Consider the following 14,113-nt stretch of genomic DNA (forward strand, 5'->3'; position numbering starts at 1 on the left):
TCCGACAGGGCTTGGCGGCACGTCTCGTTGTTGAGTGACATGTTGTTTCGGGCCCTCGCATGCCGGTTGGCGCGTCCTTCGACGGATCTCATATTCGTGCGAAACAAAGAGTTTGTCGATAAAAGTGTCGACAGATGTGTGTGAAATGATCTAGCCTGTGTCGACCATCAGTGGGTGGTATCGACACTTTTCAGGAGGCGCAATGCAGATCAGGCGTTACGAAAACGGCAAGCGGATGAGCCAGGCCGTCGTACATGGCGGGCTGGCCTTTCTGGCCGGGCAGGTCGCGGGGGATCCGAGTCAGGACGTGAAGGGGCAGACCGCGCAGATCCTCGCGAAAATCGATCGCCTGCTCGAACAGGTCGGGTCGGACAAGACGAAGATTCTGTCGGCCAGCATCTGGCTCGCCGATTACACGACGTTCGACGACATGAACGCGATCTGGGATGCGTGGGTCCCGGACGGACACGCGCCCGCGCGGGCCTGTGTCGAATCGAAGCTGGCATTTCCGCAATACACGGTCGAAATCGCGGTGATCGCGGCGGCATAGCCAGGCGGGCGCGCCGACCGGCGCCGGCACCGCTGCCGGCCTGGCGGCGCACGGCATACACTTGAACGGACATCCTGCACATGGACATCCTGGAATCTGCGGAACGATACGTACGACTGGATTTCTCGCTTGACGACGGCATTGCGCGTCGCGCGGCGATCGGCCTCGTCGTGCTCGCGACCGATCATACGATCGAATACGAATGGCGCAAGCTGCTGGCGCTCGACGGGGTCGGCTTCTATGAAAGCCGTATCGCCAATTCGGCCGACATCACGCCCGAGACGCTGCGCGAGATGGATACGCGGATCGCGCCGGGCGTCGCCGTGATCCGGCCGGGCGAGCGGCTCGACGTGGTTGCGTTCGGCTGCACGTCCGCATCGATGGTGCTCGGCGAGGACAGGGTGATCGAGCGGATTCGCGAGGCGCGCCCGAACGTCGCGTGCACGACGCCGGTCACGGCCGCGAGGGTCGCGTTGAATGCGCTCGGCACGCGCCGCATCGCGCTCCTGACGCCGTATCTGCGGACCATCAACGAATCGTTGCGCGACTATCTCGCGCAGCGCGGCATCGACGTCGTGCGGATGGGCTCGTTCGAGCATTCGGACGACAACGAGGTCGCACGCATCGACGCTGCGTCGGTGCGCCGCGCGATTCTCGAAATAGGCCGTCATCCGGACGTCGAAGCGGTATTCGTGTCATGCACGTCGCTTCGGCTGGCGGATCACGTTGCCGGGATCGAGCGTGAGCTTGGCAAGCCGGTGACGTCGAGCAATCACGCGATGGCGTGGCATGCGCTGCGGCTTGGCGGGGTCGACGATACGCTGCCGCAGTTCGGGCGACTTTTCACGGTCTGACGCGCAGCGCGGCACGCGGCCGAGTGGCGGCAGGCAGTGGCCGACCGGTGCCGTGCCGCGTCCGTCAGGCGCGCTCGCGCGCGGCGGCGGCGGCCGTCAACGCGTGAAACCCGACCCATCCCCAGTACACGCGGTGATGCGCGATCAGCCCGTCGCGCAGATCCATCACCTCGACGAGATCGACCTGATCGCCTTCGGGCGTTTCGCGCGGATATTCCCACGTGAGTTGCCGGCCGTTCGAGAAGAACAGCCCGGTTCGATACCAGCGTCCGAGCTTGTTCCCGGGATTGCGCAGGCCCGCCGCGAAGAACGCGCCGATCGCGGCCTTGCCGTGCAGCACGCCGGAGCCGTGATCGGGCAGCGTGACGACGATCAGCGGCGTTTCGAGTATCGCGTCGTCCGCATACAGCGCCATCAGCGCATCGAGGTCGCGCGCGACGACGGCGGCGTGCCAGTCTTGATGGACGCGTTGCGCATCGGTGTCGGCTTGTGTCATGGCGGCTTCCGGCAAACGTGGGTAACGGAACCACTGTATCGACACCGTGCCGCCGGACGTTTCAGCCCGGGCCGAAACGTGGATGTCGCGTATGCCGAACGCGACCGCGTGCCGCCCGTCAGCCGGCCAGCGCGCCGAGATTCAGGTCATGCGACTTGCCGATCCACACCGCGCTGTCGCGGTGGTCGCGCAGATCGTCGCCGGTATTCGGATGCAGGAAGACGTCGAGCGCGCCGTGATTCAGCACGAGCCACGGCACGATGGTGTCGAACTGCGCGGCGTCGAACGCGATCTGGTAGGACCACGCCGGATGCGGGCCGACGAGACGCTCGTGAAAGCGGCCGAGCTCGATGATCGCGCCGAATCGTTCTTCGACGACGAGGCGGAACGCCCATGCTGCGTCGCGGCTCGCGGCGTCGAAGTAGACGTGTGCGTGCCAACTGTCGATGGCGGTGGTGTCGATGGCAGCCATGGTGGAACTCGAGAGAAGAATAGGGAACGGATAAGTGCCGCGCCTGACGGCGCGATGCGCAATTATCTCGCGTCCTCGCGGGACACGTCTCGTCGCGAAGCGGTAAATCGGCGCGGTGGATTTGTCGTGTGTCAGGGAATCCGGTGCATTCGTCGAATCGTTTCCCGGTTGTGCCGGCGTGTGCGGCATCGTGCCGAAAGCCTAGCCTGGCAGGGCTTGTACCGAAATCGCATCGGCAATACGTCATTTCAAAAACCGCAAAAGCGATTGACGTGCCTCGTCGATTCGTCTGCAAAAACGCGATCAGGTAGTTGAATGAAATAAAGAAATTCCGCTCAGGCAGCATTGGCGAATCGCGTGGATCGCACCCCGTCCGTCGATGCCGAAAATATCCATTGCGGAATCGGCTATTCAAGCGCGTGGCCTCGCGACATACGATGATTGCACCGCATCGACGACGATCGATGCGGACACAACCATCTGGAGGCCATGATGCGATCCGTTGTTTCCCTTGCTTTCCTGTCCGGCGCGCTTGCCGTGTTGCCCGCCGCGAGCTTCGCGCAGTCCGTCGATACCGAGTGGCAGTCGAACGTCGCGCCGTTGACCTGGTCGGCGGCGCGTGCCGAAACCGATATGCAACTGACGCAGATGACGCGCGCCGGCTATCGTGCGACGACAGCCGGCAACCAGAACTATCCGCTCGCGATGCAGCGTGCGATCGAACGCGTGAGGTACCCGGTGCCCGACCGCTCGCGCGAGGAGAAGGCCGCGATGGAAGCGCGCGCGGCCAGCGCAGCGCAGAGCGGCCATCCGGTGAAGGCGTTCTTCGTGAAGACCGCGTACTACCTGAAGGGCGAGAACACGTTCTGATGCAGGAGCAGAGCATGGCATGCCTTGACCGACTCCCCGACGTGTTGCGCGCATCCGCGATTCGCCGGTTACCCCAGGCGTGCGCGACGCGGCGGCGGTGCGACGTGTGCGGCGGCGCGCGACGCCGCGCGAACGGCCATCGCGACGCGCGCCGCGGCGCCGTCGCGTGCCGCACCGCGTGGCCGGCATTCGACGTGGACGACGTCGCGGCAGGCGAGGGCGAATCATGAAGGCCGCTCGAAAAGGCCGTCGCCGCACGCCGTTGACGCGCGAGTGGCTGCTGCCGCTGCCGCCCGCGCATGTGCGCGACATCTCGCTGAAATGCCACATGGCGCTCGTCGCGCTGCGCGGCGAGCACGGCAGCGAAACGTTGCTGATGCGGCTGCGCACGAGCGTCTACCTGGTGTTCCTCGCGCTCGACGACGCGGTATCCCCGGATGCGAACATCGACCTGTGCGTCGACGCGGAGCGCGTGCTCGACGCGAGCATGGCGCGCGCCGCGCAAAGCGGCGCATGGACGCTGCACGACGACGAGTGCGCGGCACTCGAGCGTCTGCTCGCCGCGAACGACGCGTGCGTCGCGACGCTCACGCGGCACCGGCTCGCCGAGCTGTGGCGCCACGTGTGCGCGTTCGCGTCCAGCGAGCAGCCGGGGCTGGTCGCGCAGGCGGCGGCCCGAATGCGGGAACCGGCCGTACTGCATTGAGCGGTGGCAACGCAGCCGGCACCCTGGCTGCGTTTCATGCGTGTTCCGGTCCCCGGGGCTGCCGCTCGCCGCCCAATGTCACGACACGAGCCGAACGGCTTCGGTCGATGACGATCCATCCTCGCGTTCGCGGCGATCGTGCGTGTCGCCGCGAGTGCATTCGTTTCAGTCAGGAGGCGCGATGGCGCTATACAGGATCGGTGGCTACTTCACGTGCGGAAGCGGCCGCGCATTCAACGAGAACCTGCCGCCGGGAAGCGAGACGCCGGTTGCGGGCATCTATCGATGCACCGTTTGCGGCGACGAGATCGGCATCGCGAAGTCGCAAGCGTTGCCGTCCGACGACGCGCATCGGCACGATCTCGATCCGCCGTCCGACCCGCTGCTCGATCGCGGGCCGACCGCATGGCAACTGATCGCGGCGGCGGAGTCGAGACACTAGGCGTGCGGGCGTTCGCATGCTCGTGCATGCAGGAATGCACGCGGCCTTGCGACGACGCCCGACAAACAAAAGCGCCACGGAGCGAACTCCGTGGCGCTTCTTCGATGCGGGCCGCAGCGGAGGCGCGAACCTCCGTGCGGCGATACGCGCTTAAGCCGCCGTTGCCGGCTTCGCCGGCTTCTGCAGCTTGCCCTTGCCGGCGCGCTGGATTTCCTCGAGCTTGATCTCGACGTGGCGCGAGAACACGTACTCGGCCGGGCGCTGCTTCGCGATCGAGATGTCCGGCGCGAACGCGCCTTCGGTCTTGATGCCCTTGCGGCTCACGGCGAACGCCTTCAGCGGATGCGCGATCGTGTCCATCACGGCGGTGGCTTCGAAGCCGCAGTGGACCATGCAGTCCGCGCACTTCTCGTAGTTGCCGACGCCGTAGTTGTCCCAGTTCGTGTCTTCCATCAGTTCCTTGAAGGTCTTCACGTAACCTTCGCCGACCAGATAGCACGGCTTCTGCCAGCCGAACACCGTACGCGCCGGGTTGCCCCACGGCGTGCACTTGTACGTCTGGTTGCCGGCCAGGAAGTCGAGGAACAGCGACGACTGGCTGAACGACCAGCGCTTGCCGCCTTCGCCGCGCTTCAGGATTTCGCGGAACAGGTTCTTCGTCTTGTCGCGGTTCAGGAAGTGCTGCTGATCCGGCGCGCGCTCGTACGCATAGCCCGGCGACACGGTGATGCCGTCGACGCCGATCGGACCCAGCGTGTCGAAGAACTTCGCAACGCGCTCGGGGATCGCATCGTTGAACAGCGTGCAGTTGATGTTCACGCGGAAGCCGCGGCGCTTCGCTTCCTTGATCGCCGCGACGGCCTTGTCGTACACGCCATCCTGCGACACGGAGTGATCGTGCATCTCCTTGTCGCCGTCGAGGTGGACCGACCAGACGAAATACGGATTCGGCTGGTAGTCGTCCATCTTCTTTTCCATCAGCAGCGCGTTCGTGCACAGGTACACGAATTTCTTGCGCTTCATGATGCCCTTGACGATCTCCGGCATCTCCTTGTGGAGCAGCGGCTCGCCACCGGCGATCGACACGATGGGCGCACCGCATTCGTCGACGGCTTCCAGGCATTCCTCGACGGACAGGCGCTGGTTCAGGATCGGGTCCGGATAGTCGATCTTGCCGCAGCCGTTACAGGCGAGGTTGCAGCGGAACAGCGGCTCGAGCATCAGCGCGAGCGGGTAGCGTTTGTTGCCGGACAGGTGTTGGCGCATGATGTATGCGCCGACGCGGACTTGCTGGAGCAGCGGAATAGACAAGAGTTGTCCTCCTTAAACTTCGCGGGCGACAGCTTGCGTAAGCTTCGCCGGCAACTTGAATTCGACTTTTTCCTCACGGCCCGCCATCGTCGTGACATCGACGGGCCCCAGCGCGCGCAGCGCGCCGATTACATCCTCAACCATTTCCTCGGGCGCCGACGCGCCGGCGGTCAGGCCGACCGTCTGCACGCCCGCGAACCATTCGGGCTTCACTTCCGAGCCGTCGGCGACGAGATAGCTCGGCACACCGCTTTCGGTGCCGATCTCGCGCAGGCGGTTCGAGTTCGAGCTGTTCGTCGCACCGACGACCAGCAACACGTCGACCTGGCTGCTCAGCTCGCGCACGGCGGCCTGGCGGTTCTGCGTTGCGTAGCAGATGTCGCGCGTGTCCGGGCCGACGATGTCGGTGAACCGGCGCTGCAGCGCTTCGATGATGCCGCGCGTGTCGTCGACCGACAGCGTCGTCTGCGTGACGTACGCGACCGGCGTGTCGACCGGCAGCGTCAGCGTAGCGACTTCTGCCTCGCTCTGCACGAGGATCACCTCGGCCGGAATCTGGCCGATCGTGCCCTCGACTTCCGGATGGCCCGCATGGCCGATCAGGATCAGCCGGCGGCCCGCCGCGACGTACTGGCGGCCCTGCACGTGCACTTTCGTGACGAGCGGGCAGGTAGCGTCCAGCACGTCGAGCCCGCGCGTTTCGGCGTCGCGTTCGACCGTCTGGGCGACGCCGTGCGCGCTGAAGATCGCCACAGCGCCATGCGGCACCTCGTCGAGCTCCTCAACGAATCGTGCCCCTTTATTACGCAGGTTTTCGACGACATGCCGGTTATGCACGATCTCATGACGCACATAGACCGGCGCGCCGTGCTGTTGCAGCGCGCGATCGACGATCTCGATCGCACGGACAACCCCCGCACAAAAGCCGCGGGGCTGGGCAAGGATGACTCGCATAAGTGAGCGAACTCCGACGACAGACGCCGGGGTTCGAGGAGCTGGCACTGCTCGCTCGCCCCGGCTTGATGTTATTAAGGCAGGAAACGAACCGGCCACGCCAGGCCCCGGAACCCCGAATTAATCGCGCATTTTAACCCTATCGCGCCGTCCTTGCTCTGGTGCTGTATCGGCCGTGTTGCATTCGCCGCAGAGCCGCGTCGGCGCTCGCGCGCGCGGAACCCGGTAAACTGCGCGGTTTCGCGGGCAGTCTGTCCGGCTGCCCGGCGTCGCGCTCATTTCAAGGCCATTCGATGACCGTCGATTATTACGCATGTTGCCCTGCCGCCGATGCGGTCTTGGGTGTTTTAACTCCGACCCTGATTATGGCGGGACGATCCGGTGCCGTTCGCGCGGGCATCCGGCAGGAGGCGTGCCGATGATGCTGGCGATTACCTTCCTGGTGTCCGGCCTGTCGCTGCTGATCTGGATCGTGCTGCTCGTTGCGCGCGGCGGCTTCTGGCGCGCGCGCCCCGCGCGGGCGCTGCCGCCCGAGGCGCGCGGCGCCGCGGCCGAGGCAGGCTGGCCGGCCGTCGTCGCGGTCGTGCCGGCGCGCAACGAGGCCGACGTGATCGCCCGCGCGGCGACGTCGCTGCTCGAGCAGGATTATCCGGGCGACTTCCATCTGATCATCGTCGACGACCACAGCGACGACGGCACCGCCGACGCGGCGCGCGCCGCCGCGCTCGCGATCAACCGCGCCGACCGCCTGACGGTGCTGGCCGCGAAGCCGCTGCCGGCCGGCTGGTCGGGCAAGGTGTGGGCGCAGTCGCAGGGCATCGCCGCGGTGCGCACGCTCGGGCTGCCGGCCGACTATCTGCTGCTGACCGATGCCGACATCGGCCATCCGCCAGACGCCGTCGCCCAGCTCGTCACGCGTGCGCAGGCCGAACAGCGCGATCTGGTATCGCTGATGGTGCGGCTGCGCTGCGATTCTTTCTGGGAAAAGGCGCTGATTCCGGCGTTCGTGTTCTTCTTCGCGAAGCTCTATCCGTTCTCGTGGATCAACAATCCGCGCAACCGGACGGCTGGCGCCGCGGGCGGCTGCATGCTGGTCAAGCGCAGCGCGCTCGAGGAGGCGGGCGGCATCGAATCGATCCGCGGCGCGCTGATCGACGACTGCAGCCTTGCCGCGCAGATCAAGCATCGCGGCAGCGGCCGGCATCCGATCCGGCTCGATCTGGCCGACCGCAGCGTGTCGCTGCGTCCGTACGACAGCTGGCGCGACATCTGGAACATGATCGCGCGCACCGCGTTCACGCAGCTCCACTATTCGCCGCTGCTGCTCGCCGGCACGCTGCTCGGCATGACGATCATCTACCTCGTGCCGCCCGTGGCCGCGCTCGCGTATGGCGCGCGCGCCTGGCCGGCGTGGCTCGCATGGGCGTCGATGTGCACCGCCTATGCGCCGATGCTGCGCTACTACCGCCGCTCGCCACTGTGGGCGCCAGCGCTGCCGCTCGTCGCGCTGTTCTACGTCGGCGCGACGTTCGCGTCGGCGTGGCGCTACTGGCGCGGCAAGGGCGGCCAGTGGAAGGCGCGTGTGCAGGCGCCGGTGGAGCGCTGACAGGCGCCGGCGGATGCCGGTCGTTTCTCCGGATTTCGGCAAGCAAAAAGCCCGATCGATTGTGAGTCGATCGGGCTTTGTCGTTTACGGCGTCGCCACGCGTGCTTATCGCTGCGTCAGCATCATGTACATCTGGATCACGACGTCCGGCGAGAACGTGAACGGCACCCAGCCGTAGCCGGTGTGGCGCGCGACCAGCAGGCGGTCGCCGTTCGACTGCTTCTGCACGGCCATCATCGGGTTCTTCGTCGTCACGAAGCGCCAGCCGGCCGGGATGCCCGGCGGCGGTTCCGGCTGCATCGACGCGCGCGCATGCGCGAGTTCCTCGATCAGTTGGCCGACCTGCTCCGGGTGCAGCGTGATCGACTGGCCGTTGACGGTCAGCGTCAGTTCGTTCTGCGACGGGCGGGCGACGTGCAACGTCGGCTTGTCCGCGGCGGCGTCCGCTGTTTCGGCAGCGGGGGCGACTTCGATTGCGGTGCCGGCGGCCGGCGCGACGACAGCGGTGCCGGCCTCGGCGGACGGTGCCGTGGCTGCGTCCGCCACGGCCACGACAGCGGATTCAACAGCGGATTCGACAACCGGCTCTGCGACTTCAGCCGCGACGGCCGGGGTGGCTGCCACAGCCGCCGCGTTCGTCGCGGCGTCCTTCACGACGGCTTCGACCAGCGCTTCCGCGTCGGCGATCGCCTTCGCGTGACGCTCGGCGGCCGCTTCGGCCTGTGCGATCGCTTCGGCGTGGCGTTGCGCGACGGCCTCGGCCTCGGCAGTCGCCGCCGCGTGGCGTTGCGCGGCCGCATCGGCTTGCGCGATCGCTTCGGTGTGACGCAGCGTGACGGCTTGTGCTTCGGCGGTTGCCTCGACATGGCGCTGCGCGGCGGCTTCCGCTTCGGCGATCGCCTGCATGTGACGTTGCGCGAGTGCCTCGGCCTCGGCGATCGCCTGCGCGTGACGTTGCGCGAGTGCCTCGGCCTCGGCGATCGCGGCTGTGTGGCGCTTCGCGGCGGCTTCGGCTTCCGTGGTGGCCGCTGCATGACGTTGCGCGGCGGCATCCGCTTCGGTCGCGGCGGCGTGATGACGCTGCGCGGCGGCCTCGGCTTCGGCGATCGCGGCCGCATGACGCTGCGACGCGGCTTCGGCATCCGCATGACGCTGCGCGAGCGCTTCGGTCAGCGCGGTCGCCTCGGCGTGCCGCTGGGCGGCGGCCTCGGCCTGTGCGGCGGCTTCGATGTGGCGTTGGGCGGCGGCTTCGGCCTGTGCGGTGGCGTCGGCGTGGCGCTGCTGCGCGGCCTCGGCGTCGACGGCTGCGGCCGTGTGGCGCTGCGCGGCGGCCAATGCTTCGGTCTCGGCGGCGGCGTGACGTTCGGCTGCGGCCTGGGCTTCCGCGGCGGCGGCGCGCGCGAACGCTTCCGCGCTGCGTGCCGCCTGCTGCGCGGCATGGTGATCGTGGAGGAGCCGATCGACGCCCGCGTTGAGCGAATCGATCTGTTCGTTCAGGTTCATGCGTGTCTTCTCTGCGTAAGACCCGCGATTTTAACCGCTGCGCCGGTGCCGGTCCGTCAGCGACGTGTAACAAAGTGCGCAAAGCGGCGTGAAGCACGCCGCTTTGTGTTACTTCAGGTAGCCCGCCGAGGCGAACCAGTCCAGCGCGTCGCGCAGTCCTTCGCGGTACGGACGCGCGCGGTAGCCGAGCTCGCGTTCGGCCTTCGCGGACGTGAAATACATCTTGTTCTTCGACATCCGCAAGCCGTCGACGGTCACGAACGGCTCCTTCTTCGTGAACTTCGCGACGGCCTCCGCACCGATCGCGAGCGGATAGAGCGGCCAGCGCGGCAGCGCGATCGTCGGCGCCTTGCGGTTCGTCATCTGCGCGATGTCGGTCAGCATCTGCTGCAGCGGCAGGTTCTCGCCGCCGAGGATGTAGCGCTCGCCGATGCGGCCGCGCTCGAGCGCGAGGAAGTGGCCGTGCGCGACGTCGTCGACGTGCACGAGGTTCAGGCCGGTATCGACGAACGCGGGAATCTTGCCGAGCGCGGCCTCGACGATGATGCGGCCGGTCGGCGTCGGCTTCACGTCGCGCGGGCCGATCGGCGTCGACGGGTTGACGATCACGGCCGGCAGCCCTTCGTCGGCGATCATCCGCTCGACCGCGCGCTCGGCCAGCACCTTGCTGCGCTTGTACACGCCGATCGCCTGCTCGGCGGTCAGCGGTCGGTTTTCGTCGGACGGATCGCCTGCGCTCGTGACCTTCAGCGTCGCGACGCTGCTCGTGTAGACGATCCGCTCGACGCCTTCGGCACGCGCGGCGCGCATCGTCGCGACCGCGCCCTCGAGGTTCGCGCGCTCGATCTCGTCCGGATCCGGCGCCCACAGCCGGTAGTCGGCCGCCACGTGCAGCAGGTAGCGCACGCCGCGCAGCGCAGCGCGCATCGACGTCTCGTCGCGCATGTCGCCGGTGACGATCTCGGCGTCGAGATCCGCGACGTTCGTGCGCGGGCTGGTCGGGCGCACCAGCACGCGCACCGCATAGCCTTTCTGCTGCGCGATGCGTGCGACGGCCGAGCCGACGAAACCGGACGCGCCGGTGACGAGAACGAGATCGCGGGGGGTATCAGTCATGCGTTTCCTTCAGGGCCGCGCGCGGGCGGCGCGGCGGTTGTGCGTCGGCGAGATTGTACGTGGTCGGCGCGCCCTGCGACGCGAGCGCCGCACGGCGGCCGCAGCGGGCGACGGCCGCCGCGCGCGGCCGGCTTGCCGGGCACGTGTGCGAAGCGGCCGACGCGACTACAATGCCGGGCTTGAATGCTACGGGAGGGCGACGCGATGAGCCGTAATGAACTGGACGAACGGATCGAGACCTACTACGTGCGGGTGCGCGGCGTCGTGCAGGGCGTTGGCTTCCGTCACGCGACGGTGCGCGAGGCGCACGCGCTGAAGCTGCGCGGCTGGGTCGCGAATCTCGAGGACGGCAGCGTCGAGGCGATGATCCAGGGCCCCGGCGCGCAGATCGACCGGATGCTCGCGTGGCTGCGCCACGGGCCGCCGTCCGCACGCGTGACCGAGGTCACGTTCGAGGAGCGTCCGATCGAAAAGCGTTTCGAGCGCTTCCAGCAGCAGTAAGGCGAAAACGACATGACGGGGTATCCGGAGGCCGGGCGCGGCATCCTGCTGTCGGTGCTGGCGTCGACGCTGTTCGCGCTGATGTCCGCCTACGCGAAACTGCTCGCGCCGCTCACGGGGCTCGACATCTTCGCGTGGCGCATATTGTGGACCGCGCCGGGCGCGCTCGCGCTGATCGCGCTGCGCGGCCGCTGGCCGGCGCTCGTCGAGCTCGTGCGGCGCAGCGTGCGCGACTGGCGCCTGCTGATCGCGCTGCCGGCGAGCGCGGCGCTGCTCGGCCTGCAGCTGTGGTTGTTCCTGTGGGCGCCGCTGCACGGGCGCATGCTCGAAGTGTCGCTCGGCTATTTCCTGCTGCCGCTGACGATGGTGCTCGTCGGCCGCTTCTACTATCACGAACGCCTCGACCCGCTGCAATGGGCAGCGGTCGCGTGCGCGGCGCTCGGCGTCGCGCACGAGGTATGGGCGACGCGCGCGTTCGCGTGGCCGACGCTCGTCGTCGCGCTCGGCTATCCGCCGTATTTCGTGCTGCGTCGCCGGATCAACGCCGATTCGCTCGCCGCGTTCGCGCTCGAGATCGCGCTACTGTGCCCGGTCGCGCTCGCGATGGTGTCGACAAGTGCGACGCCGGTCGCCAGCCATCCGCTGCTGTGGGCCATGCTGCTGCCGGGGCTCGGCGTGCTCAGCACGCTCGCGCTCGCGAGCTACCTGAAGGCGAGCCGGATGCTGCCGATGGCGCTGTTCGGGATCCTCGGCTACGTCGAGCCGGTGCTGCTCGTCGCGGTGTCGTTGTTGCTGCTCGGCGAGGCCCTGAGCGTCGCGCAGCTCGCGACGTACGGGCCGATCTGGGCCGCCGTCGCGCTGACCGCGTGGCACAGCGCGCTGCTGATGCGGCGCTTGCCCATGCGCGGCTGAGCGCCGTCGCTCGGCGGCGCGACGGCGGCAACGAACGTGCCGCGCGGCGTGTGTTCGTTGCGTCGAATCTCGCGATGCTGGCGTCGGACTGGCATCGCGCTGACGTCCGGCTGGCGGCGTTGCCAGCTTGGCATCGCCGACGTCTCGCCTGTAATCGAACAGAAGATTCCGTTGCACTTTGTTACTTAGGGTATCCCCCCGCCGGCCGCTAGACTGACCTGACCGTCTTCTCTTCGTATGCGGCTTTTCCATGAACGGTCATCTCCGTGCCGGGCCGGCCGGGTTGGCGCGATGCGAGCATACGCGCATCGCCGCCGATCGCGCTCGCCCTCTCCCTTCCGAATCCTCCGCCGGCGCGTGCCGCACCGGCGTCGCGCAGGTGCGGCCATGTCGTTGAGCATGCCGCCCGCCGTCTCGGTGCCGCCGGCGCGCGGCGGCCGCCTGATCGAAGTCGATTTCTTCCGCGGCATCGTGCTGCTGATGATCGTCGTCGATCACATTGGCGCGAGCATGCTGTCGCGCGTGACACTCCACGCATTCGCGCTGTGCGACGCGGCCGAGGTGTTCGTGTTCCTCGGCGGCTTCGCTACCGCGAGCGCGTACGGCGCGATCGCCGACCGGCACGGCGCGCGCGCCGCGCAGCAGCGGTTCGTGCGCCGCGCGATGCAGATCTATCGCGCGTTTCTCGCGACGTCGACGCTGATGCTCGTCGTGTCCGCCGTGCTCGACCATTACGGGATCGACGCGCCCAACCTCGCGCTCGACGACGTCAGCGTGATGCTCGCGTCGCCGCTCACGGGCGCGGCCGAGCTGCTCACGTTTCAGCGCCAGCCGTATCTCGCGTCGGTGCTGCCGATGTACGTGCTGTTCGCGCTGGCGTCGCCGGTGCTCGTGCCGTTCGCGCGCCGCCGTCCGTGGCTGCTCGTCGCGTTGAGCGCGGCGTCGTGGGGCGCGGCCGGCTGGCTCGGCCCCGAGCTGCTGGACACCGATGGGTTCCGCTGGAGCTTCAACCCGTTTGCATGGCAACTGATGTTCGTCGCCGGCGTGCTCGCGCGCTGCCAGCCGTTCTATCGGCACGTCGCGCTCGGGCGCTGGGGCGCCGCGGCGACCGGCGTCGCGTGCGCGATCGTGCTCGGTTGCGCGAGCTACAAGCTGTTCTCGGGGCTGCCGGTGCCGGAAGGCGTGCTCAAGCGCGATCTCGCGCTGCCGCGTATCGTGAGCTTCGCCGCGATCGCGTGGCTGATGGCCGATTGCGCGCGCCGCGGCTGGATCGCGCGCATCGCGCAGGCCGTGCATCCCGTCGTCGCGGTCGGCCGGCGCGGCCTGATCTGCTTCGTCGCGGGTGCGGCGATCTCGCTCGTCATCGATTCGCTGCTGCATCCGGTTGCGAACGGCGCCGAGGTGCGGCATATCGGCGTGGGTCTCGCGGCCGACGCATGCGCGATCGGGTTGATGATGGCCGTGGCGGGTTCGGGAACGTGGTTCGCGCGCGGGCGCGGCGCGGCCGCATGAGCGGCGAGGAAGTACCGGCAACGCGGAAGCACGGGAAACGCGGAAGCGCGGAGGCGGCACGCAGCGTCCCGCGCGGCGTCGGTGCGGTCAGTGAGGTGAGCCGATACGGGAGCGGGGGACGGCGGTCGCGTCGTCGGATTCAGCGTCGTCGCGTTCGTCGGACTTCGGATCGTCCTGCTCCGCGAGCACCGCGTCGGCTTCGGCCGCGGCCCGGGCGGCGCGCAATGCGGTGCAGCGCTGCGCGTGCCGGATGTCCGACAGTATCCTCAAGAGCCGAGTCGTTTTGCTTTTCATGATCTTCTCCCGCC

The 14,113-nt window shown here is 67.9% G+C and carries 16 protein-coding genes; 9 read left to right on the forward strand and 7 right to left on the reverse strand.

Annotated features, from left to right (window positions below):
• Nucleotides 1–202 precede the first annotated feature (202 nt).
• Both WS75_RS09420 and WS75_RS09425 read left to right on the forward strand, forming a co-directional pair.
• Complete coding sequence (locus WS75_RS09420) at nucleotides 203–550, forward strand: RidA family protein (protein WP_059680236.1); 348 nt, start codon at nucleotides 203–205, stop codon at nucleotides 548–550.
• 80 nt (nucleotides 551–630) lie between these two features.
• A complete protein-coding gene (locus tag WS75_RS09425; protein ID WP_059680237.1) occupies nucleotides 631–1,404 on the forward strand; it encodes a maleate cis-trans isomerase family protein in 774 nt (257 codons plus the stop codon).
• A 64-nt stretch (nucleotides 1,405–1,468) separates the two neighbouring features.
• On the opposite strand, the gene WS75_RS09430 is transcribed toward WS75_RS09425, so the two are convergent.
• Nucleotides 1,469–1,900, reverse strand: coding sequence for a nuclear transport factor 2 family protein (locus WS75_RS09430; protein WP_059680238.1), 432 nt, complete (start codon nucleotides 1,898–1,900; stop codon nucleotides 1,469–1,471).
• Nucleotides 1,901–2,018: 118 nt separating this feature from the next.
• Nucleotides 2,019–2,372, reverse strand: coding sequence for a DOPA 4,5-dioxygenase family protein (locus WS75_RS09435; RefSeq protein WP_059680239.1), 354 nt, complete (start codon nucleotides 2,370–2,372; stop codon nucleotides 2,019–2,021).
• Nucleotides 2,373–2,864: 492 nt separating this feature from the next.
• Between WS75_RS09435 and WS75_RS09440 the strand changes: the two genes are divergently transcribed.
• The 3 genes from WS75_RS09440 (at nucleotide 2,865) to WS75_RS09455 (ending at nucleotide 4,390) form a co-directional block, all read left to right on the forward strand.
• Nucleotides 2,865–3,242, forward strand: a complete 378-nt coding sequence (locus WS75_RS09440) for a hypothetical protein (RefSeq protein ID WP_059680409.1) — start codon at nucleotides 2,865–2,867, stop codon at nucleotides 3,240–3,242.
• Between the two features lie 226 nt (nucleotides 3,243–3,468).
• Nucleotides 3,469–3,948 carry a hypothetical protein gene (locus WS75_RS09450; RefSeq protein WP_059680240.1) on the forward strand — a complete coding sequence of 160 codons (480 nt, stop codon included), beginning with the start codon at nucleotides 3,469–3,471 and terminating at the stop codon, nucleotides 3,946–3,948.
• A 181-nt stretch (nucleotides 3,949–4,129) separates the two neighbouring features.
• Nucleotides 4,130–4,390, forward strand: a complete 261-nt coding sequence (locus WS75_RS09455; RefSeq protein WP_059680241.1) for a hypothetical protein — start codon at nucleotides 4,130–4,132, stop codon at nucleotides 4,388–4,390.
• Between the two features lie 150 nt (nucleotides 4,391–4,540).
• Here the strand turns inward: WS75_RS09455 and hpnH are convergent, their stop codons facing one another.
• Entirely contained in the window at nucleotides 4,541–5,701 is a 1,161-nt protein-coding gene (gene hpnH / locus WS75_RS09460; RefSeq protein ID WP_044844979.1) for an adenosyl-hopene transferase HpnH, read from the reverse strand.
• Between the two features lie 12 nt (nucleotides 5,702–5,713).
• Entirely contained in the window at nucleotides 5,714–6,655 is a 942-nt protein-coding gene (gene ispH / locus WS75_RS09465) for a 4-hydroxy-3-methylbut-2-enyl diphosphate reductase (RefSeq protein WP_059680242.1), read from the reverse strand.
• Nucleotides 6,656–7,073: 418 nt separating this feature from the next.
• On the opposite strand from ispH, the gene WS75_RS09470 reads away from it, so the two are divergent.
• On the forward strand, nucleotides 7,074–8,261 hold the full coding sequence (locus WS75_RS09470) for a glycosyltransferase (RefSeq protein WP_059680243.1): 1,188 nt from the start codon (nucleotides 7,074–7,076) through the stop codon (nucleotides 8,259–8,261).
• A gap of 105 nt (nucleotides 8,262–8,366) precedes the next feature.
• Here the strand turns inward: WS75_RS09470 and WS75_RS09475 are convergent, their stop codons facing one another.
• Entirely contained in the window at nucleotides 8,367–9,764 is a 1,398-nt protein-coding gene (locus tag WS75_RS09475) for a hypothetical protein (RefSeq protein ID WP_059680244.1), read from the reverse strand.
• A gap of 108 nt (nucleotides 9,765–9,872) precedes the next feature.
• Nucleotides 9,873–10,880 (reverse strand): hopanoid-associated sugar epimerase, encoded by a 1,008-nt coding sequence (gene hpnA, locus WS75_RS09480; RefSeq protein ID WP_059680245.1) that lies wholly within the window; start codon nucleotides 10,878–10,880, stop codon nucleotides 9,873–9,875.
• Nucleotides 10,881–11,084: 204 nt separating this feature from the next.
• On the opposite strand from hpnA, the gene WS75_RS09485 reads away from it, so the two are divergent.
• The 3 genes from WS75_RS09485 to WS75_RS09495 all read left to right on the forward strand — a co-directional run bounded on the left by WS75_RS09485 (nucleotide 11,085) and on the right by WS75_RS09495 (nucleotide 13,805).
• A complete protein-coding gene (locus tag WS75_RS09485) occupies nucleotides 11,085–11,381 on the forward strand; it encodes an acylphosphatase (protein ID WP_012367074.1) in 297 nt (98 codons plus the stop codon).
• A gap of 12 nt (nucleotides 11,382–11,393) precedes the next feature.
• Nucleotides 11,394–12,293 (forward strand): EamA family transporter RarD, encoded by a 900-nt coding sequence (rarD, locus tag WS75_RS09490; RefSeq protein ID WP_059680246.1) that lies wholly within the window; start codon nucleotides 11,394–11,396, stop codon nucleotides 12,291–12,293.
• 387 nt (nucleotides 12,294–12,680) lie between these two features.
• Complete coding sequence (locus tag WS75_RS09495) at nucleotides 12,681–13,805, forward strand: OpgC domain-containing protein (protein WP_059680247.1); 1,125 nt, start codon at nucleotides 12,681–12,683, stop codon at nucleotides 13,803–13,805.
• A gap of 87 nt (nucleotides 13,806–13,892) precedes the next feature.
• On the opposite strand, the gene WS75_RS09500 is transcribed toward WS75_RS09495, so the two are convergent.
• Nucleotides 13,893–14,099 (reverse strand): hypothetical protein, encoded by a 207-nt coding sequence (locus WS75_RS09500; protein ID WP_059528816.1) that lies wholly within the window; start codon nucleotides 14,097–14,099, stop codon nucleotides 13,893–13,895.
• Between the last annotated feature and the right edge of the window lie 14 nt (nucleotides 14,100–14,113).

The organism is Burkholderia sp. FL-7-2-10-S1-D7, assembly GCF_001524185.1.
Taxonomy (GTDB): domain Bacteria; phylum Pseudomonadota; class Gammaproteobacteria; order Burkholderiales; family Burkholderiaceae; genus Burkholderia; species Burkholderia diffusa.

Excerpts from the sequence above, each read along its gene's own strand:
- WS75_RS09435 (WP_059680239.1), bottom strand. The coding sequence starts at position 2,372 with ATGGCTGCCATCGACACCACCGCCATCGACAGTTGGCACGCACACGTC.
- WS75_RS09450 (WP_059680240.1), top strand. The coding sequence starts at position 3,469 with ATGAAGGCCGCTCGAAAAGGCCGTCGCCGCACGCCGTTGACGCGCGAG.
- hpnA (WP_059680245.1), bottom strand. The coding sequence starts at position 10,880 with ATGACTGATACCCCCCGCGATCTCGTTCTCGTCACCGGCGCGTCCGGT.
- WS75_RS09495 (WP_059680247.1), top strand. The coding sequence starts at position 12,681 with ATGTCGTTGAGCATGCCGCCCGCCGTCTCGGTGCCGCCGGCGCGCGGC.
- ispH (WP_059680242.1), bottom strand. The coding sequence starts at position 6,655 with ATGCGAGTCATCCTTGCCCAGCCCCGCGGCTTTTGTGCGGGGGTTGTC.
- WS75_RS09455 (WP_059680241.1), top strand. The coding sequence starts at position 4,130 with ATGGCGCTATACAGGATCGGTGGCTACTTCACGTGCGGAAGCGGCCGC.
- WS75_RS09470 (WP_059680243.1), top strand. The coding sequence starts at position 7,074 with ATGATGCTGGCGATTACCTTCCTGGTGTCCGGCCTGTCGCTGCTGATC.
- WS75_RS09485 (WP_012367074.1), top strand. The coding sequence starts at position 11,085 with ATGAGCCGTAATGAACTGGACGAACGGATCGAGACCTACTACGTGCGG.
- WS75_RS09425 (WP_059680237.1), top strand. The coding sequence starts at position 631 with ATGGACATCCTGGAATCTGCGGAACGATACGTACGACTGGATTTCTCG.
- WS75_RS09420 (WP_059680236.1), top strand. The coding sequence starts at position 203 with ATGCAGATCAGGCGTTACGAAAACGGCAAGCGGATGAGCCAGGCCGTC.
- WS75_RS09430 (WP_059680238.1), bottom strand. The coding sequence starts at position 1,900 with ATGACACAAGCCGACACCGATGCGCAACGCGTCCATCAAGACTGGCAC.
- WS75_RS09475 (WP_059680244.1), bottom strand. The coding sequence starts at position 9,764 with ATGAACCTGAACGAACAGATCGATTCGCTCAACGCGGGCGTCGATCGG.
- WS75_RS09440 (WP_059680409.1), top strand. The coding sequence starts at position 2,865 with ATGCGATCCGTTGTTTCCCTTGCTTTCCTGTCCGGCGCGCTTGCCGTG.
- WS75_RS09500 (WP_059528816.1), bottom strand. The coding sequence starts at position 14,099 with ATGAAAAGCAAAACGACTCGGCTCTTGAGGATACTGTCGGACATCCGG.
- rarD (WP_059680246.1), top strand. The coding sequence starts at position 11,394 with ATGACGGGGTATCCGGAGGCCGGGCGCGGCATCCTGCTGTCGGTGCTG.